This is a genomic window from Paenibacillus aurantiacus (assembly GCF_042431225.1).
GTDB classification, from domain to species: Bacteria; Bacillota; Bacilli; order Paenibacillales; family Paenibacillaceae; genus Paenibacillus_Z; species Paenibacillus_Z aurantiacus.
Map to the genome: position 1 here is coordinate 162,368 of NZ_JBHMDO010000022.1, position 25,411 is coordinate 187,778.

Annotated in this window: 19 protein-coding genes; 11 read left to right on the forward strand and 8 right to left on the reverse strand. The window is 59.9% G+C overall.

What is annotated here, in order from left to right; genetic code table 11:
• Positions 1-6 precede the first annotated feature (6 nt).
• From ACFFSY_RS12430 to ACFFSY_RS12455, 6 genes are all read left to right on the forward strand, one after another.
• Positions 7-1,188 (forward strand): NAD(P)/FAD-dependent oxidoreductase, encoded by a 1,182-nt coding sequence (locus ACFFSY_RS12430; RefSeq protein WP_377494287.1) that lies wholly within the window; start codon positions 7-9, stop codon positions 1,186-1,188.
• A 208-nt stretch (positions 1,189-1,396) separates the two neighbouring features.
• Complete coding sequence (locus ACFFSY_RS12435) at positions 1,397-2,527, forward strand: winged helix-turn-helix domain-containing protein (RefSeq protein WP_377494289.1); 1,131 nt, start codon at positions 1,397-1,399, stop codon at positions 2,525-2,527.
• A 64-nt stretch (positions 2,528-2,591) separates the two neighbouring features.
• Positions 2,592-3,863, forward strand: coding sequence for an MFS transporter (locus tag ACFFSY_RS12440; protein ID WP_377494291.1), 1,272 nt, complete (start codon positions 2,592-2,594; stop codon positions 3,861-3,863).
• Between the two features lie 73 nt (positions 3,864-3,936).
• Complete coding sequence (locus tag ACFFSY_RS12445; RefSeq protein WP_377494293.1) at positions 3,937-4,215, forward strand: hypothetical protein; 279 nt, start codon at positions 3,937-3,939, stop codon at positions 4,213-4,215.
• A 325-nt stretch (positions 4,216-4,540) separates the two neighbouring features.
• On the forward strand, positions 4,541-6,352 hold the full coding sequence (locus ACFFSY_RS12450; RefSeq protein WP_377494295.1) for an ABC transporter ATP-binding protein: 1,812 nt from the start codon (positions 4,541-4,543) through the stop codon (positions 6,350-6,352).
• Between the two features lie 4 nt (positions 6,353-6,356).
• The gene (locus ACFFSY_RS12455; RefSeq protein ID WP_377494297.1) at positions 6,357-8,108 is read left to right on the forward strand and encodes an ABC transporter ATP-binding protein; all 1,752 of its coding nucleotides are present in this window, start codon (positions 6,357-6,359) and stop codon (positions 8,106-8,108) included.
• 782 nt (positions 8,109-8,890) lie between these two features.
• Here ACFFSY_RS12455 and ACFFSY_RS12460 read toward each other — a convergent pair.
• Entirely contained in the window at positions 8,891-10,273 is a 1,383-nt protein-coding gene (locus tag ACFFSY_RS12460; protein WP_377494299.1) for a phytase, read from the reverse strand.
• 217 nt (positions 10,274-10,490) lie between these two features.
• Here ACFFSY_RS12460 and ACFFSY_RS12465 point away from each other — a divergent pair, with 217 nt between their 5' ends.
• From ACFFSY_RS12465 to ACFFSY_RS12480, 4 genes are all read left to right on the forward strand, one after another.
• On the forward strand, positions 10,491-13,112 hold the full coding sequence (locus ACFFSY_RS12465) for an SLC13 family permease (protein ID WP_377494301.1): 2,622 nt from the start codon (positions 10,491-10,493) through the stop codon (positions 13,110-13,112).
• A gap of 420 nt (positions 13,113-13,532) precedes the next feature.
• Positions 13,533-14,483, forward strand: coding sequence for a nucleoside hydrolase (locus ACFFSY_RS12470; RefSeq protein WP_377494303.1), 951 nt, complete (start codon positions 13,533-13,535; stop codon positions 14,481-14,483).
• A gap of 127 nt (positions 14,484-14,610) precedes the next feature.
• On the forward strand, positions 14,611-16,050 hold the full coding sequence (locus tag ACFFSY_RS12475; protein WP_377494305.1) for a hypothetical protein: 1,440 nt from the start codon (positions 14,611-14,613) through the stop codon (positions 16,048-16,050).
• A 20-nt stretch (positions 16,051-16,070) separates the two neighbouring features.
• Positions 16,071-16,514 carry a hypothetical protein gene (locus ACFFSY_RS12480; RefSeq protein ID WP_377494307.1) on the forward strand — a complete coding sequence of 148 codons (444 nt, stop codon included), beginning with the start codon at positions 16,071-16,073 and terminating at the stop codon, positions 16,512-16,514.
• Positions 16,515-16,689: 175 nt separating this feature from the next.
• On the opposite strand, the gene ACFFSY_RS12485 is transcribed toward ACFFSY_RS12480, so the two are convergent.
• The 7 genes from ACFFSY_RS12485 to ACFFSY_RS12515 all read right to left on the reverse strand — a co-directional run bounded on the left by ACFFSY_RS12485 (position 16,690) and on the right by ACFFSY_RS12515 (position 22,334).
• Entirely contained in the window at positions 16,690-17,019 is a 330-nt protein-coding gene (locus ACFFSY_RS12485; protein WP_377494309.1) for a hypothetical protein, read from the reverse strand.
• A 45-nt stretch (positions 17,020-17,064) separates the two neighbouring features.
• Positions 17,065-17,634, reverse strand: coding sequence for a hypothetical protein (locus ACFFSY_RS12490; protein WP_377494311.1), 570 nt, complete (start codon positions 17,632-17,634; stop codon positions 17,065-17,067).
• A gap of 165 nt (positions 17,635-17,799) precedes the next feature.
• Complete coding sequence (locus ACFFSY_RS12495; RefSeq protein ID WP_377494313.1) at positions 17,800-19,383, reverse strand: histidine kinase N-terminal 7TM domain-containing diguanylate cyclase; 1,584 nt, start codon at positions 19,381-19,383, stop codon at positions 17,800-17,802.
• A 416-nt stretch (positions 19,384-19,799) separates the two neighbouring features.
• A complete protein-coding gene (locus ACFFSY_RS12500; protein WP_377494315.1) occupies positions 19,800-20,153 on the reverse strand; it encodes a hypothetical protein in 354 nt (117 codons plus the stop codon).
• Positions 20,154-20,398: 245 nt separating this feature from the next.
• Positions 20,399-21,085 carry a hypothetical protein gene (locus ACFFSY_RS12505; RefSeq protein WP_377494317.1) on the reverse strand — a complete coding sequence of 229 codons (687 nt, stop codon included), beginning with the start codon at positions 21,083-21,085 and terminating at the stop codon, positions 20,399-20,401.
• Positions 21,082-21,978, reverse strand: a complete 897-nt coding sequence (locus ACFFSY_RS12510) for an ABC transporter ATP-binding protein (RefSeq protein WP_377494319.1) — start codon at positions 21,976-21,978, stop codon at positions 21,082-21,084. The genes ACFFSY_RS12505 and ACFFSY_RS12510 overlap by 4 nt, the downstream gene beginning before the upstream one ends.
• A complete protein-coding gene (locus ACFFSY_RS12515) occupies positions 21,975-22,334 on the reverse strand; it encodes a GntR family transcriptional regulator (protein ID WP_377494943.1) in 360 nt (119 codons plus the stop codon). Before ACFFSY_RS12515 ends, ACFFSY_RS12510 begins: the two co-directional genes overlap by 4 nt.
• Positions 22,335-22,732: 398 nt before the next feature.
• Here ACFFSY_RS12515 and ACFFSY_RS12520 point away from each other — a divergent pair, with 398 nt between their 5' ends.
• On the forward strand, positions 22,733-25,240 hold the full coding sequence (locus ACFFSY_RS12520) for a UvrD-helicase domain-containing protein (RefSeq protein WP_377494321.1): 2,508 nt from the start codon (positions 22,733-22,735) through the stop codon (positions 25,238-25,240).
• Positions 25,241-25,411: the final 171 nt, after the last annotated feature.

The window sequence follows — 25,411 nt, forward strand, 5'->3', positions numbered from 1 at the left end:
ATAAACATGTCCAGAGAAATTCTCATTCTTGGCGGCGGCTACGGCGGTTTGTTGACCGCATTGACAGCGCGTCAATACTTGTCGGCCGAAGAAGCGACAATCACGCTCGTGAACCGCTTCCCGACGCACCAAATCATCACCGAGCTGCACCGTCTGGCTGCAGGCAGCATCGCCGAGCCAGCTGTTTCCCTGTCGCTTGAGAAGCTGCTTCGCGGCAAGAACGTGAACCTGGTAATCGACACCGTCGCGGCTATTAAGCCAGACCAGAAGAGCGTTGAGCTGGCAAGCGGCGTCGTATACTCCTACGATGCGCTCGTTATCGCGCTTGGTTCCGAGACCGCGTTCTTCGGTATCCCGGGCCTCGAAGAGAACAGCTTCGTGCTGAAATCCGTTAATGATGCGAACCGCATCCGCGCGCACGTGGAAGCTCGCCTCGACGCTTACAAAGCATCGGGCAACAAAGCTGACGCGCGTATCGTGGTTGGCGGCGGCGGTCTGACGGGCATCGAGCTCGTAGGCGAATTCGCCGACAAGCTGCCGGTTGTCTGCCGTGAGAAAGGCATCGATTACAACGACATCGAGCTGTACTGTGTCGAAGCAGGTCCGTCGATCCTGGCCGGCTTCCCGCAGAACCTCGTTGACCGTGCATACAAATCGCTCGAGAAGCGTGGCGTGAAATTCCTCGTGGGTCTGGCGATCACGGAGATGACCAAGACGACGGTCTCCCTCAAGGACGGCCAAACGATCGAAACGAACACGCTCGTCTGGACGGGCGGCGTAGGCGGCAACGCCGTTGTCGCGAACTGCGGCATCGAAGTAAACCGCGGCCGCGCGACCGTTACCGACACGCTGCATTCCACTTCGCACCCGGACGTCTTCCTCGCTGGCGACAGCGCGGTCGTCATCCCGAGCGAAGGCGCGCGTCCATACCCGCCAACGGCTCAGCTGGCTTGGCAGATGGGCGAAGTCGTCGGCTACAACCTGGCGGTGAAGTTCAAAGGCGGCGTCGAAGACGTGTTCACGCCGGTGTTCTCCGGTACGCTGGGCAGCCTCGGACGCAAAGACGCGATCGGCATGATCGGCGGCAACCAAACGCACCTGAAAGGTCTGCCGGCTACGCTTATGAAGGAAGCGTCCAACATTCGCTACCTGTCGCACATCCACGGTCTGTTCGCGCTGGCTCACTAAGAGCAGAACGGTACTAGATCGGTTTATACAGAGAAAGGTCGCCTTAGCGGGCGGCCTTTTTTCGCGTCTGGGGCTGCTTGGCGGGCGGGACAGGATGCATGCGTCCGCAATGATTACCGACGTCAACTGCTTTGCGAAAGTGGGCGTATTTCCGCCTTTCGGCCGTGTTTTCTGCTAGGATAGAAGGAGATGAGAAGGAGGAATCCGCATGCGGTGGGAGGACGGTTCTTATACCGTGACATGGCGGGGACAGGCGATGAGCCTGCTTCCGAAAGAGTACGGGCTGCTCCGGTATTTGCACCGGCATGCCGGGCAGACGCTGTCGCGGGAACAGCTGCTGGATGGCGTATGGCCGATGGAGACGCCGACCGACCGGACGGTGGACGACCATGTGTACCGGCTGCGGCGCAAGCTTGCGGAATGGCCGGGCATTCGGATCGAGACGATCCGCGGACGCGGGTATAGGCTGATTGCGGAGGAATCGAATAATGACGGCAATCCGCTGCCTCGCCTGGCGGCATTCTCGGAGGATATGCGGGCCATCGCCGGGACGTATTTGCGCTATGGCCGCGGGGATGCGCTGTTAACGCTGTCGCGGAACAAGGAGGTACTCGGCTTCGAGGCCGAGCCGGCATTCACGATGCTGCTCCGCATGATGGAAGGACGGGACGTGCGATTCATCGTGCGGGAGGAAGCGCCTTTCGCCGAACGGGCTTTCCTGCTGCTGTACCTGTATCAACTCCTGCAGCCGCTGGAGAACAGGGCTTACGTCGAACGGGCGCTGGAACGCCGCATGCTGCCGCCGCTCTGGCATACGGAGCTTGCGACGATGGCGATCATTTCGATGAGCATGGACTGGGGCGCGTGGGATCAGGCGCGTGCGAAGCAGGAGGAGCTTGCGGCAGAGGCCGAACGGAACGGCTGGGAAGGACTTATCCCGTATGCAGCCAATCTAGGACTCGAGTACATGATTCGGGCTGGACGATGGACAGAACTGGCCGAGGCGGCGGCCGACGCCGTGCGGAAGCTGCATCAGTACCCTTACCAGCGGGAGAAGGGACAGTATCAGGTGCTAATGGGCATCGCGGCTTACCGTATGGATGCGGATCATGGGCTGGCGCAGATCGACCGGGGGCTTGAGCTGATTCGACAGTCGCGGTTCCTGGCCAATCTGATGAACGCCTATCATACGGTGGTATCCGTTGGCAGTGAGCCGGAGCTGGCTGGCCTCCGGGAGCGGTACGCGAAGGAGTGGAAGCAGCTTGCGGACGATATCGGGCTGACGGAGATCGAAGCGCAAATCCGGACGCAGCTTCGGCAAGAACTTGGCTTCGTCTGATAATCCTCTGACATTGCGGCGGTAGGGTAGATGTATACCCTATTGCGACCGGAGGAGCTCGGAAATGACGAATACAATGCAGAAGCATGCGCCGCTATGGCGCCCCCTTGAAGAGAAAGGATACCGCCGGCTGTTCGCCGGACAGCTGTTGTCCGACTTCGGCAACTGGCTGGATTTCATCGCGCTGAGTGCCTTGATCGTCTATGCCTGGGGGCATGGCTCGATGGCGCTCGCCGCGCTCTCGATCTGCATCGGACTGCCCTATGTCGTCGTCGGCCCGTTCATGAGCGTGCGCACGCAGCGGATGCCGGGCAAGACGATCATGATCGTCTGCGATCTGCTTCGTGCAGGGACGGCGGTTGGGCTGGCGTTCGCGCCGTCTCTGCCGGTGCTGCTGGCGCTCGTGCTCGTCAAGTACAGCGTCAGCGCGACCTTCGACCCGCTCCGGCAAGGCGCGGTGAAGCGGCTGGTCGCCCCGGCTACGCTGGCGCAAGCGTCGTCGCTCAGCCAAATGGCGGCCAATCTGACGAAGATCGTCGGTCCGGCTGCAGGCGGCGCGCTGCTGAGCGGCTTGGGCACGACCGCGCCGTTCTTCGCCTCGGCCGCGATGTACGCGCTATCCGCGATCATGCTGGCAGCCATCCCCGCCTGGAGCGGCGCGGCGAGCGAGGAGAAGAAGGAGAAGGCGAGCCTTCGCGCGGCGTGGCGTCATATGCTGGGGAGGCCGACGCTGCGCGGCGCGATCCTGTTCGCGTCCTCGATGTTCTTCTTGGTGTTCCTCTATGACGGGTTGTTCCCGCTGTTGACCAAGGAAGCCGGGATGGACGAGAGCCGGCTTGGCCTGCTGGTCGGCGCAGTGGGTGCGGGCAGCGTAGTCGGGGCGCTGGTAGCGGGACAGTGGAGCGGCTGGCAGCGGCGGCCGCTCGCTTATATGGCGGGAGCGAGCTTGGCGTCGGGGACGCTCATCGTGTCCGTCGGCTTGGCGGCGGCGGAGATTATCGACGTTCCGCTCGCGGTCTGGCTGCTCGCGTTCGCGGGCTTGGGCTTCACCGGCGCGCAGAGCGCCGTCCCGTTCGGCTATGTGCTCCAGTCGGAGACGGATGAGGCGACGGTCGGTCCGGTGTCCGCGCTCGCCGGCGCGCTCCAGACAAGCTCGATGCTGGTCGCGCCGGTGATTGGCGCAGCGCTGGCCGGATGGCTGGGCATCGGCGGCGTGCTCATCGCCATTGGCGCGGTGACGGTCGTCGCGGCCGGAGGATACCGCTTCGTCGGTGCCGCTGCTGGACGGACGTCCGGGAAGTCCGCTAAAGCCGCGGCGGAAAGCGCGTCTTCCTAAAAATGTTTCCCCTAGCACAGCATTAATATGGTAGAATCAGGAAAATGCTGGTGTGCGGAGGAGGCTTTTACACATGGCGGATCGGATTCGGCGTAGAATGAGCTATTTCATCTATATGCTGCTTATGCTCGTATTCGGCATTTTGCTCGTCCCGCAGCGGGGCGTCTGGGGCCCGCAGGAAGAGATTCATAACGTTGTGTACGCCCCGATCTGGATGCTGGTTAAGCCCCGGTGGGAAGTGAATGGTTATCCCGTCGTCTACGAGCTGGACGTGGCGAGATTGCTTGTGACGCTGCTGGTGATTACGCTCATTATGTATGCGGAACATAAGATTTTTCACGTGGGCGATTAGCACGCGGCGCGTACTTGCGCCCGTCGCGGGCAAGGGAGTCGGCGAACTAGCCGATACCTGGCCGAAGAGGCAGCCGAAGGGCTGAGAGAACGCGGCTTCTAGACATGCAGGCAGCCACCGCTAGACTCGAACCGCCGCGTTCGGGTCTCTTTTTGTCATCCGCGTGTCCGAACTGTGCGCGTAAAATCCATGCCGCATATTGGAAGATTCCATTGTCACCCGATGGGTAAGCGCCTATACTTGTTCTACTTTAACCGATGCGATTGATGAAGAGCTGTGGTTGGCCGCAACGATTCGCTATCGTAGTACCGGAGGTGTGCCATACTTGCTTAAGCTGATGCGTTATTTGAAGCCTTATTGGTGGACGGCGCTGCTCGCGCCGCTTTTTATGCTGCTTGAAGTCATTATGGATCTGCTCCAGCCGCGGCTGATGGCCAGCATCGTCAACGACGGCGTGACCGCCGGCGATCTGGATCATATTGTGCGGACCGGACTCATCATGCTCGGCGTGGCGCTGGTGGGGCTGATCGGCGGCGTCGGCTGCACGGTGTTCTCCACGCAGGCATCGCAGCGGTTCGGCACCGATCTGCGGCAGTCGTTATTCGCGAAGATCCAATCGCTCTCGGCCCCTTCGCTCGACCGCTTCGGTTCGGGCTCGCTCGTCACCCGGCTCACCGGCGATATCGCGCAGATGCAGCAAATGGTGCTGGTTACGCTGCGCATCGTCGCGCGGTGTTTGTTCCTGGCGGTCGGAAGCATCGTCATGGCCGTGCTGATCAGCCCGAAGCTGTCTCTCATCCTGCTGGCGATGATCCCCGTGCTCGTGGTCTTCCTTGTCATCATGACGAAGCTGACCGTACCGTTGTACGGCGCCGTGCAGGAGAAGCTCGACGGCGTGAATGCGGTGCTGCAGGAGAATCTCTCCGGCATACGCGTCGTGAAGGCGTTCGTGCGGGGCGATTATGAGGAGCGGCGCTTCGGCGAGGCGAACGGCCGTTTCTTGGCGGCGAGCCTCAAGGCTGCCCGCGTCGCGGCGCTGAACGGCCCGCTTATGTCGGTCATCCTCAACTTCAGCATCGTCGTCGCGCTCTGGTACGGCGGCGGCTTGACCGAGAAGGGACTGCTCGAAGTCGGGAGTCTGGCCGCTTTCCTCGCCTATGTCACCGAGCTGTTGTTCGCGATCGTCGGACTGGGCGGACAACTGATGGTGATCGCTCGGGCGAAAGCATCGGCTGCGCGGCTTGTCGAGTTGCTCGATGCCCGGTCGGACAAGGCGATGGATCAGCGGAGCGCAGAGCAGGCGGTGGGACTGGGGGCGTCGTTGACTCGAGAAGCGAACGGCGAAGCTTGGGAGTCGGCCGCGGACAGACGCGCGTTTGATAGCGGGACCAGGAATGCGCGCCGTGGCTCGCTCGAGTTCCGCCGGGTCGGCTTCGCTTACGGCGGGGCGTCCGGCCAGCGCGTGCTGGTGGATATCGATTTCCAGGCCGAGCCGGGCGAGACGATCGGCATCGTCGGCGTGAACGGCGCCGGCAAATCAACGCTGATCAGCTTGATCCCTCGCTTATATGAGGCGACCGAAGGGCAAATTCTGATCGACGGCACGGATATTCGGGATATCGCGCCGGAGGAGCTTCACCGGCAGGTCGGCGTCGTGCTGCAGCAGGCGCTACTGTTCACCGGCACGATCCGCGACAATATCCGGTACGGCAAGCCGGACGCCACGGACGAAGAGATCATTGCCGCCGCGCGGGCGGCGCAGGCGCACGACTTCATCGCGGCGCTCCCGCACGGCTACGACACCGAGCTTGGCCAGCGCGGGGTGAATCTCTCCGGCGGGCAGAAGCAGCGGATCTCGATCGCGCGCTCGTTGCTGACGAAGCCGCGCATCCTCATTCTCGACGACTGCACGAGCGCTGTCGACCTAAACACCGACCGGCGTATCCGGCAGTCGCTGCAGACGCTGATGCAGGAGACGACCTGTCTAATCATCGGGCAGCGAATCGCATCGATCGAACATGCGGACCGGATTCTGGTGCTCGAAGACGGACGCATTACCGCAAGCGGCACTCATGAGGAGTTGCTGCGCCGAAGCCGTCTGTACCGGGACATCGCCGCGTCCCAGCAAGGAGCGTGATCCTATGACTACCGCGAAGACAACGAAACCGAATTCCGCCACGCTGCGAAGGCTTGGCGGCTATCTGCTGCGCCAGCCGCTGCGGCTGTATGGCGTCATGGCGGCGACGCTTGCTTCTGCAAGCCTGACGCTGGCGGCCCCTTATCTGCTAGGACGAGCGCTCGATCGTTACATAATCGCACGACAGTTCGACGGTTTCTTCTCGGTCTGCTTGCTGCTGCTCGCCGTCTATGCTTTGAGCAGCTTCGTGAACTGGCTGCAGGCGCATTGGCTGGCGGATGTCGCCCAGCGCACCGTCTGGCAGCTGCGCGCGGATTTGTTCCGTCATCTGCAGCGGCTGCCGGTGCCGTTCTTCGCCCGGCGGACGCACGGGGAACTCATGAGCCGCACGACGAACGACGTCGAGAGCGTGGCCAATACGCTGAACCAGACGCTCGTGCAGCTGTTGTCCAGCGTCATCATGCTGGTCGGCTCGTTCGCCATGATGGCGGCGCTCAACGGCTGGCTGACGATCACGGCGCTCGTGACCGTGCCGCTGATCCTCTTCGTCTCGAGACGGATCAGCGCGGTGACCAAGCGGCAGTTCCGGGCGCAGCAGGAGCAGCTGGGCGCACTGAACAGCTTTATCGAAGAGAACGTATCCGGCCAGAAGGTCGTCACGCTCTTCCATCAGGAACAGCGCGCGCTGGCGCGATTCGGCGAGATGAACGGCCGCCTCAAGAAGGCGGGTACGATTGCGCAAATCTATTCCGGCTTGATGGGGCCGGTCATGAACATGGTCGGCCACTTCAGCTACCTGCTTATCGCCGCGGTCGGCGGCTGGCTCACGCTGCATGGCGAGGCGACCGTCGGGGTGACGATCAGCTTCATCGGCTACTCGGAGCAGTTCGGCCGGCCGCTGCGGGATTTGGCGAACCAGTTCAACCTGATTCAATCCGGCGTGGCCGGCGCGGAGCGGGCGTTCGACATCATCGATACGCCTTCCGAGTACGAAGACGGAGCGTCTCGCGAGCCGGGGGCGCTAACCGGCCGCGTCGAATTCCGCGATGTCGCCTTTGCCTATTCGCCGGATAAGCCGATTTTGCGGGATATTACATTCACCGCGAAGCCGGGTCAGACGATCGCGCTCGTCGGGCCAACAGGCGCGGGCAAGACGACGATCGTCAACCTGATCGGCCGGTTCTTCGATATTACGGGCGGACGCATTCTCATTGACGGCATCCCGATCGACGAACTCGACCGAGACGCGCTCCGGCGGCAGATCGGCATCGTTCTCCAGGACGCGCACTTGTTCTCCGGCACGATCCGGGAGAACATCCGCTACGGCCGCCTGGATGCGACGGATGCGGAGATCGAGGTAGCTGCCAAGCAAGCGCATGCGCACGCATTCATTACTCAGCTGCCGCGCGGCTACGAGACGATGCTGACATCGGAGGGCGGCAACGTCAGCCACGGCCAGCGGCAGCTGATTACGATCGCGCGGGCGATTCTGGCCGATCCGGCGCTGCTCATCCTCGACGAGGCGACCAGCAGCGTCGACACGCTCGCCGAGCTGCGCATTCAGGACGCGATGAAGACGCTGCTGAAGGGCCGTACCAGCTTCATTATCGCGCATCGGCTCAGCACGATTCGCGGCGCGGATTGTATCCTGGTCATCCAGGACGGGCGTATCGCCGAACGCGGCACGCACGAAGAGCTGCTGGCGCAAGGCGGCTTATACCATGAGCTGCACGGCCGGCAGTTCGAGACGGTTTAGGCCTCCCCCAAACCCCCTCCGCCGAGGGGGCTCCAAGGGCTACCGCCCTCTGGACACCCGTTTTCGTGCCTGCTCGACGCTCCCGGTCCCCCTCCGCAATGCTGTCAGGTTAAGAAGGGGCTCCGCCCCCTTGACCCCGCTTTTGTTGCTCCCACCCCCTTCCCCCTCCGCTGAGGGGAACCAAAGGGCTTCGCCCTCTGGACTCCCTTTTTCGTGCGGACACAATTGTTCGCGGTCGGCGGGTCGGCTTGAGCTGGGCACGCTTTTGTCCTGCGGACAAAGCTTCAGTGGGGTTTGAAGTTCTAAGACATAAGCCTGTCAACTATACCCGAGGGGGCTCCAAGGGCTGAGCGCATGCTTCCGAAGCAGTTGTCCTCCGGAAAACTTTCACCGCTGGACACCCGCTTTCGTGCTTGCAAGTTAGGTGGTGGACGGCGGGGCGTTTCGTGCCAGGAACGCTTTGTCCTCGCGGACAAGGCTTACGTTCGACTCTTCGTGCTGGGCTGTTTGGGTGGTGGTGGACGGCGACCGCTGCTTCCAATTTCTTTGCCCATCCACCTGTGTCTGCTCAATCTCCTCCCGATACTGAACATTATGCAGGCACTGCAGCGGAGACGACGCATGCCGACAGACGGCGCAAAGCCGCTCCCTCCCCATCCGGCGATGGCGAAGGAGCGGCTTTATTCGTTTCTTTGGTACGTCATGCGACCCTGGGTTCAAGAACGGGTCCAGCCATACATTAAGGCTTATTCTGCGGACTCGAGCGGTCGTGCCGCCACGCGTTAGTTCTTACGCCATACGAGCTTGCGCGGATCTACGCCGCCCTCGGCGGTCGGGCTGACGCGAAGACCAGCCGCGATCTGCTCCCAGCCGACGAGCTTGAAGTTCTGATTGAGCTGCTTGCTTCCTTCCATATTACGATCGTCCTGGGAGACGAACATGCCGTATGGATAGTCGCTGCCCAGCCCGAAGCTGATGACGTCGATGCCGTCCGTCTCGCTCGTGCCGTCGGCCGTCTCGCCGTCGCCGATTGCGAAGCGCGCCAGGAATGGGTTGCTGCCTTGTCGATCGTAGACGGCGTAGCTGTTGCTGCCTTGGCTCGAGGCAATCAGGTAACCTGTGCCGTCCTTGCCATAGTAGAGCGTCAGGCCTTCGATGTCGTCCTGAAGGCGCCGTCCGTCGGCGATATCGACTGTCGCGAGCGGCTTCTTCGATCCGGACGGTTCGGCGTCGTATTTCCAGATCGCATAATCCTCCTCCGCGATATAGAGCGTGCCGTATTCGTCGTCGGCTACGATGCCCTCGGATTGAGTCGCCAGTTGGAAGCTGCGGACGAGCTTGCCGGTGACTTGGCCTTTGCCGTTATCGCTGAGCAGGTATTGTTCGAACTCGCCGTCCTTGCCGAGCGCGATCGCGTAGAATTTGTCGGTCTTGATGCTGTGGTACAGGCTGAAGCCGTATACTTCGCCCATCGCCGACTTAATCGGCGCGGCCGTGACCGACTTCAGCGCGCCGCTCTTGCCGTCGATAGTGAAGACGTCGATCGTATTGCTCGTCCGGTTCGTGGCCGCGACGATGTCGACCTTCTTGCCGCCCAGCGGGAAGTTGTAGCGCAGATCGATGTTGTTCATTTTACCCAGCTTGTACGATTGCAGCTGTTTGCCGGAGAGGTCGTACACGAGGACGCCGCCTGCCTTGTTCGTGGCGACCAGCTTGCTCTTGCCCGGGTCGGTCGGATCGACCCAGATGGCCGGATCGTCCGCCGCGTCGTCGACGTCCGCGACCGCGGACGTCTCCCCCTGCGCCTTCACGGTGAAGGCCGGGATTGGCTGGCCGTCGTATTTGGCATTCGCCGCTTCAATGCTCGCCCACAACGATGCCGGCACATGGATGATGCCGCGAGCGGCTTGGACAGGCTGCGCGAGTTTGACGTCTTTGCCAGCCAGGCGGTATTCCTTCTCGCCCAGCGTCACGATGCCCGCGATACCGTTCTTCAATTTGAACAGGATGGCCTTGTCCTCTTCTTCCCATTGCACGGTTGCCCCGATGCTGGTCAGTTTCTCCCGCAGCGGCACAAGCTCGGATGTAGCGGGTGCTGCGGCCAGCGCGCTGCCTGTAGACAGCAGCAGCGAGGCGGCGAGAATGGCGGTCGCGAATTTGTTCATGGTCTAGTTTCCCCCTAATTGGCATATCTGGATTCACCAAGCTTAGGGATGAAATGTATGCGCGATATTAAGCGAATATAGAGATCTTGTGAAGCTAAGGCGAGTTTCGCGTGGTTTCGACCGATGGCATGGGTCGTTAGGCCGACAATGTGGTTCCCACCCTATCTGAAATTAGGTACAATGGGTGAAAAGTCATTGTGGAGAAGGACGAAGTGGCATGAAGGTTTCGGAAATTGCATTGTTTCAAGGGCTATCGAACGTCGAATTGTCCAAGCTGCTCGGCCGGCTGACCAAAAGGCGCCTGCACGCCGGGGAAGCGCTATTCGAGCAGGGCGACTTCGGCGAGAGTATGTTCATCATCGAGCACGGCGAGGCGCAGCTTTACTCTCAGGTCGGAGATACGCGGCAGCCGCTGGCCGTCCTCGGACAGGGCGACAGTCTGGGCGAGATGGCGCTGCTTACCGGCGAGACGCGTTCGGCGACGGTGGTGGCGCTTGGCGAGATGGCGCTGTACGAGATTGACCGGGAGACGTTCGACCGGCTGATCGCCGAGCACCCTTCGATCTCCGCGTATTTCATCCGCATGCTCTCGCGCAGGCTGACGGCGACGAACGGACAGCTGCACGAGACGCTGCAGACGAAGAGCGAATGGGTGCTGCAGGAGCTGACGGAGCTGCCAGAGCCGCTTGACCGGATCGTGCTGTGGCTGGCGGAGCTGCCGGCGGCGTCTTCGGCGCTCATTGATGCGGCGTTCCATTGCCGAATGGACGAGGAATACGCCAAGCATCCGGCCTTCGCGAAGCTGGCCTTCCACGATGCCGACGAATCGGCTGGCGGCGCGGGACGGTACCGTATCCAACCAGCGTTCAAGAAGGAGTTGTCTGACCGGGGTACGCAGCGGTTCGGCGAGGAAGGCAAGCGAGTATGGCGCGAAGAAGCGGCGCGCTTCTATCGCGCGCGGCAACATTGGGCGGAGCTCGCCGAGCTGTACGCGGACGCCGGCGATTGGCCGGAGGCGCTGGAAACGGCCGATCAGGCAGCCGCTTCCCATGCGCCGAATAACGAAGGCACGCTGCTGCTGTTCGAGGCGTTCCGCGCCTGCCCGCCGATGCTGATGAGCGAGTATCCAGCGGTGCTGGAGAAGTGGCTTGCGGCATCCAGGACGCTGGATCCCGAAGCAGGACTGCGGATGCTGGAGGATGTAACCGCTTGCTTGCTGGGTCAGGGCGAGACTGGGCAGCTTCCGCATCTCTATGAGCGCGGGGCCGACCTTTGCCGTCAGCTGGGAGACAACGAACGGGCGATGACGTATCTCCGAATGGCCGAGGACGCTGCCGATCCGCACGACCGGACATCCACGCGGGGTTACGAGCTCACCCGGCAGGAATTGGCCGTAAGGCGCAATCGCGAGAAAGCCGAGCGGGCACGCAAGCTTGCGGGCGGACCGTGGGCAGGCTGGACCAGCGCGATCGCGGCGGCGCTGTGCATGCTGCTGTTTATCTATTTGCCGCCGGTCGGCGAGCTGTCGCGGCATGGGATGATTTTCATCGGGATCGGCATCGCCGCCGTGCTGCTATGGATCGTGAACATCGTCCCCGACTATATCGTAGCGCTCGGCATGGTGCTGCTCTGGGTGCTCGGCGGACTGATCGAACCCGAGCAGGCATTGTCCGGCTTCGCGTCGCCGACGTGGCTGTACATGATTTTCATCATGGCGCTGAGCGCGGCCATCACCCGATCCGGCATTCTGTACCGCTTCTCGCTGCATGCGCTCAAACGATTCCCGCCCCATTACCGGGGGCAGCTCTGGGGCATCGTCGCCGGCGGCATCGTGCTGAATCCTCTCATCCCCTCCTCGTCGGCGAAAGTGTCGCTCGGCGTTCCGATCGCCCGGACGCTGTCGGAATCGATGGGATTTCGCGACCGCAGCGGGGGCGCGGCGGGGCTGGGCCTTGCGGCGATGATCTTCTACGGGTTCACCGCGCCGTTCCTGCTCACCGGCTCGTACACGAACACGATGGCATACGGGCTGGTGCCGAGTGCGCCGGGCGTGTCATGGCTGTCTTGGGCGCTGTACGCGCTGCCGGGGTTCATCGTGTTCGCGGCCGTAATGCTCGGGGTGCTCAGCTTCATGTTCCGCGGTACGACGGCAGCGAAGCCGATCGAAGCGGGCGTGCTGGATGAGCAGCTGCGCTTGCTTGGACCGCTCGCGAAGGCAGAGCGCATCTCGCTGCTGACCGTCATCGGCTGTATTGTGCTGATGATGCTCCAGCCGATGCATGGCATCGACGGTACGTGGATTCTCATGGGCGGGTTCGCGGTGTTGGTGCTGTCCGGTACGCTGGACCGCAATGCCGTGATGACGGGGATCGACTGGACGTTCCTGCTGTTCCTGGGGGTCGCCTTCAGCTTCGCCAATGCGGCCGAAGCGTTAGGGATCTCGGCCGCCCTATCGAATTATCTGGGCGCTCATATGGAGGCGTTCATCGCTTCGCCGACGCTCTTCCTCTGCGCGGTCATCGGGTTGTCGTTCCTCGTCACGCTGATCGTGCGCGACGACCCGGCGGTCATTTTGCTCGTCACGGCGTTGGTTCCGCTGGCGGAGAAGGCCGGCATCGATCCGTGGATCGCCGTCTTCATGATCCTGCTGTCGACCGATCCGTTCTTCTTCACCTATCAGTCGCCGACGTATCTGACCGCCTATTACAGCTCGGAGGAGAAGGCGTTCAGCCACCGGCAGGGCCAGCTCGTGGCATTATTCTACGGGGCGGCCGTCGTGCTGGTGGCTGTACTCAGCGTACCGTATTGGCGGTGGCTCGGACTTATTCATGGGTCATGATATCCCCTCTTCGGCGGGCAATGCTGTCAGGTTAAGGGGAAACGTTCGGGTGAAATATGCGCGCGCCTGCAATGAAGGATGTATTCGTCGCTATTTGCAGGCGCGGATGGCCTGCGGACGAGCAATAACGACAGTGGCGTCGTTATTGCAGGCGCGGATGGCTTAAGCAGTCTCCTCCACCGTCTTGACGGGCTTAACCTGACGGCATTGCTTCGGCGGGATGGGGTTTTGCTTGCGGGGGAAGCGCCGGGCGGCGGGCATGCCAAGGTGAGTAAGCGTCGGTGGAGAAACATCGGCTGGCGGACGGGTTTCCCCCTCTTCCCCACGCCTGGGACTGCAAAGAATATCGCGGGCAAGCTCGATCAAATCCGCCGATGTATGTCATAATACGAGAGAGTAAATTTAAAGGAGACTTGCGCGATGACCCAAACGAAAATCATCATTGACTGCGATACCGGCATCGACGACGCGCTCGCGATTCTGTACGCGCTGCGCGCGCCGAACGTGCATATTGAAGGGATTACGACCGTATTTGGCAACACGCCGGTCGAACAAGCGGCGGACAATACGCTGCGCCTGCTGGCGCTGGCGAATCCGGGCTACGACATTCCGGTAGCGCTCGGCGCGACGCGCGCGCTCGTACGGGAGCCGGGCACGTTCGCGCCTCACGTCCACGGCGAGAACGGCATCGGCAATGCGGAGCTTGCGCCGTCGCCGCAGAAGCCGATCGACGAGTCCGCGGCGGATTTCATCGTCCGCAAGGCGAACGAACTGCCGGGCGAGATCGTGCTCGTCACGCTCGGCCGATTGACGAACTTGGCGCACGCGCTGGATCAAGATCCCGAGCTGACCCGCAAGCTGAAGAAAGTCGTCGTAATGGGCGGCAATGTGCTCGGGCCGGGCAACATCACGCCGGTCGCAGAAGCGAACATTTGGGGCGACCCGGAAGCGGCGGATCAGGTGTTCACCTCCGGCCTGCCGGTGACGATGGTCGGTCTCGACGTCACGCTCAAGACCCGCATCACGGAAGAGCATCTGAACTACTTGAACCGCTTCGGCCGCGAGGAGAACAAGCCGCTCATCGCGTTCATGGAGCAGTCGCTGCGGTACTACTTCAACTTCTACCGCGAGGTGAACTACTACCTGGGCAGCGCGCCGATGCACGATCCGCTCGCCATGATGGTCGCGCTGCAGCCGGACATGGTGACGTACCGCCGGATGAAAGTACGAGTCGAGTGCCAAAGTCCGCTGACGCTCGGCATGGTCGTCGCCGATCTGCGTCCGCAGCCGACGGTCGGCTCGGAGATCGAAGTGGCGATCGACGTCGATCCGGAGCGCGCGGTTGGGGCGTTCTTGAGCGTATTTATGTAAATGGGAGGGCCGGACAGCGCCGTGAGGCGATGTTCGGCCTTTTTGGTATGTGGAAAAGGATGATGGGGGTTGAAACATGTGAGCAGACTTAGTCACTTAACAATTCTATTGCAGAAAAATCTTGCAAGTGGATCTATTTATACAAACTTTAGAATTTGAAACAATAAACTTATTTACATATCATGGAACTAGTTCTAATATAAAGGTGTCAATGGAAATTGGATTAATTGAATTTTTGTCAATCATGCTTTCTCTTGCGTTGCTGACTTCAGTTATGGGGGTAGCAAGTGCATCCGGGCCCTCATCAGAAATTACAAATGAAGCGACAGTTAATAGTCAGGTAGTTGAGACAGAGTCGCTCCCCGAACTTTCGGCAAGTGAATTGGAAGTATTGCCGGAATTATCCGAAACCCCTGCAGTTACAATTGAAGCTGTTGACTCCAAGGAATTGCCTGTTGAGAATGCGGCTGTAGCCATTTTCGCACTTTCTGAAGACGACCATAAGAAACCAGTATTTGAGGGGAAAACAGATAAAAAGGGGCAGATCATATTTGAGTCCCGCCTATCACAGAAAAAAATAGATTCTGCCCCAGGTGAAGTTGCTGACGCAGTTTATGAGGCTTATTTTGTTTCACCTGAACATGAACTGACTCGTGAAGTTTTTATTGTTCCTCACGCAAAGAATTCAATAAAGTTAAAGAGTGACAAGGAGTCAAAGAAGGCACTCAAAGTGCTAGAGAAAGATAGAATAAAGACGGTTAAGACAAAATTCACAGGTAAAGATATTCCCCAAAAAACCGAGGCTGCTTCAAAAGAGAATTCATTGGTATCTCCGATGGCAGTAGGTGATTGCTATGAGTTTGGTGGTGGTGTTGGTTATAGAATTTGTACAAAAGAAGAAATACAATATAATGCTGATGTCAAAGTAGCGACTGTTCATCTTGGTAGTAATGAACAGGTTCAATTCACCCTAAATAGCGGGGCTAAAGTTAGCCTTTCTTCCGGTGTAAAAAAGAATGGAGCTACTGGCTGGACCCTTAACGGGTCTTTAGGATATTCAGTAGATATTAATACTGGCGCAGACCTTACTGTTAATGGGAAATGCATATATGACAATATTACCTATTGTAATGTTGCTAGAGATATCTATGTTTGGTACTACTATTTGTATAAAAAGAGCGATGTAATGTACTATAATACTTATCAGTGGTCGGAATATTCCATAACTCCAATTAGACTAAATGGTCCCTCCTCAACTGCGAAATATTACGTTTCATCAATGGACGGAAAGCCATCAGCTGACGTATTTAATAACAAATATGGGGCACTTTTTGAAGTCTTTAACAACTCTACGGGAACCGGGTCAAGACCTTACAGTTACACTACCGAGTATACATTTGCAGCAGGTGTTGAGATTCCGATTCCAGTTGGAACATGGAGTAACTCAGTAACTACAGCCTTCAGAACTGCGCATAATTTTGTTTGGAAAACTTCGGTTGTCGGGGCGAATTATGTCCATTATGATTACGATGGAACCGGAAAAATGTGGTATGTCACAAGTAAATAATATCGACAGAGGATACCATAATGCAGAAAATAGTGGTAGCGTTATTGATTCTCTTCCTCTCAGGCTGCAGTAATAATAATGCTCCCAATGAAGACACCAATCGGGTATACCATCATTATCAGGCGAAAATTTACTCTTTAGTAACTAATGTTGAGCAGGATAAAGATCTATACCCCGACGATCTTCATGTTCGAAGTAATCTTATGTTATTAGACTTCAGCCCCTCGGAACCAGATTTTAAGACATATATTGAATCTTTTATTACCAGTGACCCTAATCCATCCAGAAATGTAATAATAAGTGACCGAACGCGAGTTTTTCGAATGCAAGGTGACACAACTAAAATATCTGTCGTGTATGAAGAGTTGCTTAAACATACCGATGCGACCGCAGATCTATGGGTCTCCGTACATCCGAAAAACAAGAATCTTGTAGAGGCGTTTGAAGTAACGATTCTTGATTAACGTATGCCTAGTAGGTTGGTGGGATTGCGAATAAACTGGCGGCACGGGTATGTTCCCGGTGCCGCCGTTTTGTTGTCTTAGCGGCGGTACAACAAGAATCTGCGGCGGCCTCAATTAGCGCTTCGGCCAGGCCGGAGGAGAGCCGGACGGTGCCGGAGGTATCCGGGTTCAGGAACTACGCCTGCAGCTCAGCGATGATCGCCTTCATATCACCCGCGGTCATCGCGCTTGCGGCCTCGCCGGATGCGGACGAAGATGTGCTTTCTGCCATGCTGCTCTCCGTCTCGCCGTTCTCCTCCGTGTTCAGCCCCCAGGTGAACATTGGCATAAGGCCGCCCATTGCTTGGAGCATGGGAGGTGGGCCGCTCTCCCCTTCCGGTCTCGCCGGCGGCTCGGGCTGTGATTGGCGGAGCGTCTGCGCGACCGTCTCGAAGAGAGCGGATACGCCCTCGTTCGTCGCGGTCCCGGCATCGAAGCCGGCCAGCTCTTCTTGGGCGGTAGCCATCGCTTCGGCGAGACCCGGCGGCAGCTCGCTTGCATCCGATTCGGACTAGCCTTCCAGCTTCGCTTGCAGCTCGGCGAGCATCGACTTCATGTCGGCCAGCGTCTGCGCATTCCCCTCATCCTCGCTTCTCTGCATCGAAGGCGGGAATCCGCCGCCGTCCATGCGCATCGGCGGCGGGCCGCCCGTCCGCATGGCGTCCATCGTATCGGCGACCGAATCGAACAGCGCCGAGACTTCCTCGTCCGTCGCCGCATCGGCATCGAAGCCGCTCAATTGCTCGGTCAGCGCCGAGATCGCTGCCGCCAGCGGACTGCCTTCGCCGCCGCTCCCCGCCGCCGGTTCGCCGTTCTCCGCCAGTCGGGCCTGCAGGTTGGTCAGCATCGTCTTCTTCCGATCGGTGCCGATCTCGCTCTTGTCGTCCACGGCGTTCTCCGCCGCCAAGGTCGCCGGTGTCTGCTGCTGCGCGAGATACGGAAGCGCATCCAGGCTGAGCGCGATCGAGTCGGCATCGGTACGCTTCATGCGGCTGCTATCGGTCGAAGCGGACGCGGTTCTCTGTTCTTGATTGGCGTACCGGTTGTGCGACGTGCGGTAGTTGTGGATGGAAATGGACATGGTAGGAGCTCCCGTTAATGGCGGAATGGCGTCATACTTTTGCTGCCTATCCTTGATAACGGCTTCGAACCTGAGCGCACGCTGAACACAGGCTGAGCGCGGGCTGAAAGTTTACTCGCGCCTCCGACCGATCCTCCCAATGGAACAAAAAAACGCCCCCGGCCGTTAACCGGGAACGTTCTCTCTACTGCGAGCGCCGGGCTCCACCGCGTTGCGTCCGCCCCGCTTGGCGCGGTACAGCGCATCGTCGGCTTGGCGAAGCAGCGTATCCAGCGTATCGTGGGGCGAATGGCTGACGGCCACGCCGAAGCTCGCCGTCAAGGGGAGCGACAGCTGCTCCAGCGGAAGCGGATGGCTCGCGATCGCGCCGCGCAGCCGTTCAGCCAGCAGCATTGCCTGGTTCGTGTCGGTGGTTGGCAGGCAGAGCACGAACTCTTCCCCGCCGTAGCGGCCGAACAGATCGACTGAACGCAGATGCGGCAGACAGTGGGCCACGACGTGCCGGAGCGCCTGGTCCCCCGCCGCGTGGCCGTGTTCGTCGTTGACGGATTTGAAGTGGTCGATATCCAGCAGCACGATCGCGCAAGGCTGCCCGGCCAGCCGCGACTTGGTCAGCAGCTCCTGCGCGCCTTGCATGAAATACGCGCGGTTGGCGATTTGCGTCAGCCCGTCGGTAGTCGCCAAATGCCGCAGCTCGTCATGCAGCCGGACGGACTCGGTCACATCGACGAATACGATCGCCTTGCCGCCCAGCTGCTTCCTGGAACGCATTACCGGCCAGGCGTGCGCTTTGTACCAGCTGAGCGTGCCGTCCGCGTGCATCCACCGCAAGTCGCGTTCCTCTTCGTCCAGCGCCTCGAGCGACGGAACCAAGTCCGCAACGGCCGGCGTAAGCGGCAGCTCCCGCAGCGTTCGGCCGATCGACGCTTGGCCGAGCATCGGGATCAGCCTTAGCGCGGCGCCGTTGTAGTCCGCTACGCGGCCTGACGGGTCCAGAACGAGCACGGCATCCCGCATGCTTTCGAAGATCGCTGCCCGGGCGACGGGCGCGACCGTCAGCAGGCCCGACGTGACGATCGACCAGATGTACAGGCCGTTCACCACGCACAACGTGACCGGCACCAGATCCATGCCATATGGCGTGAGGCCCATTAAGTAGAGGAACGAGGTCACCATCGGGATATACAAATTCGCGATCAGGATCGCCATCTGCAGCCGGTAAGCCGAGCGCGCCCCCCGCCACTGGCGGATGAGCAGAATGCCGCCGAACAGCAGACAGCCGAACGTATAGCTGCCGTTGACGATATACCACGGACCAATCTCGATGTCCAGGAACAGCGATGATTCGCCCGGACGGATATAAACATCGGCATAGAATAGATGGTGATATTCGTTCGTGAGCACCATCAACAGCGTAATGGCTGGTATGGCGAACATGAGCATCAAATTGCGCCGCGTCACGAACCGGTCCAGCCCGATGTATTGCATCACCATGAGGAGACAGCAAGGCGCAAGGAACGGCATGCCGAAGAACTCCGCATACGTCCACCGCAGCGCTTCCTCGTACGTCGTGCTGGCGAGCTCGAGGGCGAAGCTGAACGTATAAATGGCGGAGAAGACCGAGATCCACAGGAAGGTTCTGAGCCCGGAGAAGGTCGACTTGAGCGTACAGGCATAAATCCCGAGCAGCACGCTAAGTACGCCGGACACGCAAATGATCACGATATAATTGTGGACGGCGTCACTCATCGGGTCTATACCTCTCCATCTCGATCAGAATGTCGGAAAATGTTGAGAACATACCTAAATCGTAACATAGATCGAAAGCGGGCGTGAAGTGTTTTCGACCGCTCAACAGGCTGGTCAAGGAGTTGTGAGCGGCACAAAACGAGCGTTCCGAAAGCGGCGTCGCGCCGAGAAGGACTTCTTATTGTCGCGGCGCTAAACGGTCTCGAGAATTGAGGGGCGTCAGAAGAAGACGAGCGATTGGGCCGGCGGGAACGGCACGCAAGCGAGGTTATGCGGAGAGTTCGGCGGATACAGCAAAACCTCCGGCTCACCCGATAAAGAGGATCGCTCCGGAGGTTTTCTCTTCTTGGTCAAAACGTGTCGAATGGTCTTGCAGCGAGCTGCCTGCGCTCCAACTGCAAGCCATCAGGCGCGCCCTACCCTTCGCCTAGCGGAATGCGGTATTGGGACAGCTCCTCGACGATATGCTCGCCGCCTTGGTACACCCATTTGAAGCGAAACGCGCTGCCCTGATAGCCGGTCCGCTTGCGGATATCCGGCACGATGACCGCATCCATGTTGTCCAGAATCGTCTGCTGCATGGTGAACAGGCGCTGCTCGTTGGCGGCGCTTTGCAGCACGGCATCGTCCTCCGGCAGCGTCTGCATATAGTACGCCTTAGCGATGTCGTCGTCGGTCAGCTCCTCGGACAGCGGATGCCCGGAACCGCGAAATACTTCGAGCACGGTCTGAATCCAATCGCGGTATAAGTCAATGGTGATATCGTACATCGGGATACTCCTCTCCTGCTTGAACGGTACCCTTATTATAGTTGAAAACCCGGCCGGAGAGAACGGTGACCATGACGCGGACTGGCGCGGACGGCGCGTGCGTGCCCCAACGGAGGCGGCATGGAAGCGCGGTTGGTTGCCGAAGCCCCGAACCAACCGTAAAACAGCGACGAACGGACCTCCCGCCCCGCTCCTCGCGAGCCCACCCCTTCAAGCGGCGGACTCGCGAGGGCAAGAGCCGGACATTACGCCGTAGCTCTGCGCAACAGCAGGTAGCTGAGCGCGGCATAGACGACGGCGAGGGCCAGCGCCCATAACGAATATTGGAACGCGGTTTGGCTGGCAAACCACTTGCCGATCTGTACCCATTTGTCGTACTTGGTGATCAGCGCGGATGCCAGACCGCCGAGCGCGGCAAGGACGACAAGCACGGTGAAGGTGATGAAATGGCCGAAGCGGCGGTTGAAGAAGCCGATGAGCAAGCCCATGTAGTACATATTCAGCACGAGCGCGAACGGGATCATCAATTGCTGATACCAAGGACCGTCATTCAAGTAAGGCAGGTCGAAGAAGTGTAGGCTGGCTCCCCAATGGCCGGTTGCCGTCTCGAGCGCCGCCATCGCCTTCATCAGTACGGCGGTCACGACGCCCACGATGACGACCATCGCGGAGGTGCCGAGGAAGTAGTCGTTGCGGCGAATGCCGAAGCCGAGCAGGAAAGGAAACGTCTGCGACACGGCGACAATGCCCGCGACCAATAGATAGATATAGAGCGAAGCGACGCCGCCGGTATACATGCCCTGCTCCTGCTTGATCGAAAGACCGATGATGACGTTGATCGCGAAGCTCATGAGCATGATGCCCCAAGGCAGATAGAACCACATGCTGCGCTCCCGTAGGTACAGCGTCAATACGCGCATCGAACGATTCATCGCGCAGCCCCCGCTTTCTGCTGTAGTTTGCCATTCGTCATATAAACAACGAGCTGTTGGAGCGACACCGGCGCAAGTTCGAGCCCCGCCGCTTCCGCTGATCTACGGTCTTCCGCGCCGCGGTCGCTCCAGACGACCGCGGTGCCGACGCTGCCGAGCGACTGCCGGTCGAGCACCTGGCGGCCGGAGAGGAACGCATCCAGCTTGACGGACGCGCCGGAGACGGTGAACGCTTTGCCGCGCAGCTCCTCCGTGTCCTCGTCCAGCAGCAAGCGGCCTTGGTCGATGACGAGGACGTGCTCGAGCATTTGGCTGACTTCGTCGATCAAGTGCGTGGACAGCACGATGGTACGAGGGTGCTCGGCGTAGTCTTCCAGCAGCCGGTCGTAGAACAAGCTGCGGGCAACCGCATCGAGGCCGAGATACGGCTCGTCGAAAATCGTCAGCGGCGCGCGGCTCGCCAGACCGACGATGATGCCGACCGACGAGAGCATGCCGCGGGAGAGTTTCTTCACCTTCCGCTTCAGCGGGAGCCGGAAATCCGCCAACAACCGTTCGGCGAAGTCCGCGTCCCAATTCGGGAAGAACAGCGCTGCCGCCTCGAGCACGTTGTCCACTCGGTAATGATCGGGATACTTCTGGCTTTCCTTAATGAAGCAGATCCGGCTGAGCACCTTATCGTTCTCGTAGGGCGCTTCGCCGAAGACGGCGATCTCGCCGCTCGTCGGGAACATCTGCGCGGTGAGCATGTGCATGATCGTCGTTTTACCCGCGCCGTTGCGGCCGAGCAGGCCGTAAATTTTGTCCGCCTCCAGCGTGAAGCTGACGCCGGCGACGGCGGCCGCGCTTCCGTACACTTTGCTTAGCCGCGTTACTTTGGCGATCGTGTTCATTGGGCTCCCCCTCCCTTGCGAATCATGTCCGTCAATTGTTCGGTCGTGATCCCGAGTTTCGCCGCTTCTCTCACCATGGCCACGACAAACTGCTCGTAGAATTGCTCCTTGCGCTTCTCCACCAGTACCGCTCTCGCCCCCTGCGCTACAAACATGCCGATCCCTCTCTTCTTGTAGAGTATGCCTTGATCAACAAGCAAATTGACGCCTTTCGCCGCTGTAGCGGGATTGATCTGATAGAATGCCGCGAACTGCGTCGTGGAGGGCGCCTGCGTCTCCTCCTCGAGCGCGCCTGCAATGATGTCGTCTTCGATCCGTTCGGCAATCTGCACGAAGATCGGACGGTCTTCGTCCATGTGTACGCCCACAGCCTCACCACCTAACTGGTTAATTACTCATGTAACTAACTATATAAGCGAAGGGGTGTGATGTCAACAGCAAATCTGCCTAAAATTTGGTAACCAGTCCATACATCATTAGTTCCGGTTCAAAAAGTCGGCATTTCAGCACCGAGAAGGTGGCGAGAAGGCGAAGAAGGAGGAGCGGAGTTTAGGCCAACCTAAATGAGCACCGGACTTCAAGCCTGAACGCCAGATTCGATGCCGAGATACTCCTTGTTCATGCTTCGTGATCAAATGCCGGCTTTTTGAACAACCTTATTAGCAAAAAAATGCGAGCATAAGTTCTACTTTTGGGCATGGATATCGACTATACTAGGGAGAGAGATTGGAACGGCATGTAAGGAGAGCAACGTATGAACGAACATTTGCAAGAAGAACACGAACCGGTGGAAGCGAGCGAACAGGCGGCTCCCACGCTATATAAACTACCGCTCGGCGCGGCCGAGAAACGAATTCCGAAGGCGCGGATGGCACAGGATGCCGGGCCGCTTCGTCATGCAGCCGACGACGCGGCTTTCTTCGAGCGGCTGGAGCTGCACGGCATCCGGCTGAACGAAGCCCAGGTTCGCGCGGTGCGCCATGATACGGGACCGATGCTGACGCTCGCCGGCGCGGGCTCGGGCAAGACGAGCGTGCTCGTCTGCCGGACCGCTTACCTGCTGACGGTGCGGAAGGCGGACCCGCGCAGCCTGCTGCTGATGACGTTCTCGACGAAGGCGGCGGCCGAGATGCGCGAGCGCATCGCCCGCCTGCCCGGCGTGGGCGAGGAGGCGGCCGGTTCGGTAGAGGCGAGGACGTTCCACTCCTTCTTCCTCTACATGCTGCGCCGGCAGGGCATTCGCGAGGACGTGTTCAGCGAGACGCGGCGCCAGCATATTTTGTTGAAGCAGATGATGCGAGAGCTTGGCTTGCAGGATACGTACCAGCCGGAGACGCTGCTCGCCGTACTGTCCTCGTATAAAATGAACCTGATTCCCGTCGCCGACATGCCGGAGAGCACCGACGCCGAGCGCGAGACGAAGGCGGTGCTGCTGCGCTATGAGGCATGGAAGCAGGAGAATGGGAAAATCGACTTCGACGATATTTTGCTGCTCGCGTACAAGCTCCTTCAGGAGCGGCCGCAGCTGCTTCGTTCGCTGCAGAGCCGGTTCCGCTATATCATGGTGGACGAGTTCCAGGATACGAACTTCCTGCAGTATGAGCTGGTGAAGCTGCTTGTCGCTCCGCACCGCAACCTGATGGTGGTCGGCGATGATGATCAGACGATCTATTCCTTCAACGGCGCGCGGAGCGAGTTCATTCTGAAGTTCGAAGAGGCTTATCCGGGCGTTAAGGTCGTCACGCTCGATATCAATTACCGCTCGACCTCGGCGATCGTCGGCCTGGGCAACGCGATTATTCAGCATAACAAGGCACGGCGGGCGAAGACGCTGCAGGCGACGAAGCAGAGCGAGGACGTGCCGCGCTACATGACGCCCAAGTCGACCGACGATGAAGCGTCCAAGGTGCTTGCCTTCATTCAGGAAGAGGTGGCGGAAGGGCGGCGGCAGTACGGGGATTTCGCGGTGCTGTACCGCTCGGCGAGCAACAATCGCGCGATTATGGAGCAGCTGCTCCTGCAGTCGGTGCCGTTCATCGAATACGGCGATGGCCAGCTGCTCTACGAGCACTGGATCATCAAGCCGGTCGTCGATCATTTGCGTCTGGCGCTGTACCGCCGGGATTTCGAGGCGATGGCGGGCGTGCTGCCGACGCTGTATATCTCCCGCGACCGGGGACTGAAGTACATTCAGGAGCAGGATGCGATCCGCGCGAAGAAAGGGCCGCTTATTCATCTGCTGAGCTGGCCGGAGCTGAAGGACTTCCAGAAGGATAAGATCAAGGAACGTCTGCTGCTGATCAAATCATTGGCCGCGATGAAGCCGGCGGACGCCATCGTGCACATCAGGCGCAAGTTTTACGACGGGCATATGGAGACGGTCGAGCGGCAGAACGCGACCCAGCATAAGGAGATGCTCCGCGAGATGCTCGATGAGCTGGAGGCGTCGGCTGGCCGCTTCGACACGCTCGAGGCGTTCCTGGCGTTCATCAGCGACGTCATGGAGAAGAGCGAAGAGCACGATAACAAGAAACGCGAGGAGCAGGGCGACCGGGTGGCGCTCATGACGATTCACCGATCGAAAGGGCTCGAGTTCCCGGTCGTGCTGCTGATCGGCGCGTCCGAGGGCAGCCTGCCGCACAGCTCGTCGCTCGACGCGGAGCGAATGAAGGATACATTCACGAAGCTGAAGAGCGGCAACCAGAAGGCGGACGAAGCGTTGGAGGAGGAGCGTCGGCTTGCCTACGTGGCCGTCACGCGGGCGCGGGAGCAGCTGATCATCAGCTCGCCGGCTTATTATCGGGGCAAGAAAGCCGCGGTATCGCGGTTCCTGCTGTCAGCGTTCGGCGTTACGGCGCCGCCGAAGCGGGAGAGCGACGAGCGGCGAAGCGCTTATGGCGTCGCGGGCCGCGGCGGCTGGGGAGAGGATCGCAAGGCGGGCGGCAGCTGGGGCGAGGATCGCAGGACAGGCGCCGGTTACGCGCGCCGCGAAGAGACGGCAGCCGGCGTCCGCAGGCAGGACGGCGTTGCGCCGTCCATGAGCTGGCAGCGAGCAGGCGCCCGCGAGCCGGAACGCGCCGTGCTGCAGAAGGACGGGGGAGCGGGGCGGAAGATCACGGTCCCGGCGTGGTTGTGCGAGAGCCCTACCTGCAAGGCGTGGACGCGCATTATGACTCAGAAGGACGAGGGAGCGGCGGCCAAAGCCTGCCCGCTCTGCAAGTCGCCGATGAAGAAGGGGACGCGCGAAGTGCCCGCGAACTAAGCTTGAAGCGGTCGCCGGCGGTAACCGCCCGGTGCAACCGGACGGCATAAGGCTAGACCGGCGCAGTGGCGGCGGCATTCTCCTTGGGCTTGAAGCAAGGAGGTGTTGGCGCTGCCGGCGTCTATGCTTCCGCGGATGATGGCCGTCGCGCGGCGAGCGGCACGCGGTGCC

Excerpts from the sequence above, each read along its gene's own strand:
- ACFFSY_RS12505 (WP_377494317.1), bottom strand. The coding sequence starts at position 21,085 with ATGAATCGTTCGATGCGCGTATTGACGCTGTACCTACGGGAGCGCAGC.
- ACFFSY_RS12460 (WP_377494299.1), bottom strand. The coding sequence starts at position 10,273 with ATGAACAAATTCGCGACCGCCATTCTCGCCGCCTCGCTGCTGCTGTCT.
- ACFFSY_RS12465 (WP_377494301.1), top strand. The coding sequence starts at position 10,491 with ATGAAGGTTTCGGAAATTGCATTGTTTCAAGGGCTATCGAACGTCGAA.
- ACFFSY_RS12455 (WP_377494297.1), top strand. The coding sequence starts at position 6,357 with ATGACTACCGCGAAGACAACGAAACCGAATTCCGCCACGCTGCGAAGG.
- ACFFSY_RS12515 (WP_377494943.1), bottom strand. The coding sequence starts at position 22,334 with ATGGACGAAGACCGTCCGATCTTCGTGCAGATTGCCGAACGGATCGAA.
- ACFFSY_RS12485 (WP_377494309.1), bottom strand. The coding sequence starts at position 17,019 with ATGGCTACCGCCCAAGAAGAGCTGGCCGGCTTCGATGCCGGGACCGCG.
- ACFFSY_RS12500 (WP_377494315.1), bottom strand. The coding sequence starts at position 20,153 with ATGTACGATATCACCATTGACTTATACCGCGATTGGATTCAGACCGTG.
- ACFFSY_RS12445 (WP_377494293.1), top strand. The coding sequence starts at position 3,937 with ATGGCGGATCGGATTCGGCGTAGAATGAGCTATTTCATCTATATGCTG.
- ACFFSY_RS12510 (WP_377494319.1), bottom strand. The coding sequence starts at position 21,978 with ATGAACACGATCGCCAAAGTAACGCGGCTAAGCAAAGTGTACGGAAGC.
- ACFFSY_RS12440 (WP_377494291.1), top strand. The coding sequence starts at position 2,592 with ATGACGAATACAATGCAGAAGCATGCGCCGCTATGGCGCCCCCTTGAA.
- ACFFSY_RS12520 (WP_377494321.1), top strand. The coding sequence starts at position 22,733 with ATGAACGAACATTTGCAAGAAGAACACGAACCGGTGGAAGCGAGCGAA.
- ACFFSY_RS12435 (WP_377494289.1), top strand. The coding sequence starts at position 1,397 with ATGCGGTGGGAGGACGGTTCTTATACCGTGACATGGCGGGGACAGGCG.
- ACFFSY_RS12490 (WP_377494311.1), bottom strand. The coding sequence starts at position 17,634 with ATGTCCATTTCCATCCACAACTACCGCACGTCGCACAACCGGTACGCC.
- ACFFSY_RS12480 (WP_377494307.1), top strand. The coding sequence starts at position 16,071 with ATGCAGAAAATAGTGGTAGCGTTATTGATTCTCTTCCTCTCAGGCTGC.
- ACFFSY_RS12430 (WP_377494287.1), top strand. The coding sequence starts at position 7 with ATGTCCAGAGAAATTCTCATTCTTGGCGGCGGCTACGGCGGTTTGTTG.
- ACFFSY_RS12470 (WP_377494303.1), top strand. The coding sequence starts at position 13,533 with ATGACCCAAACGAAAATCATCATTGACTGCGATACCGGCATCGACGAC.
- ACFFSY_RS12495 (WP_377494313.1), bottom strand. The coding sequence starts at position 19,383 with ATGAGTGACGCCGTCCACAATTATATCGTGATCATTTGCGTGTCCGGC.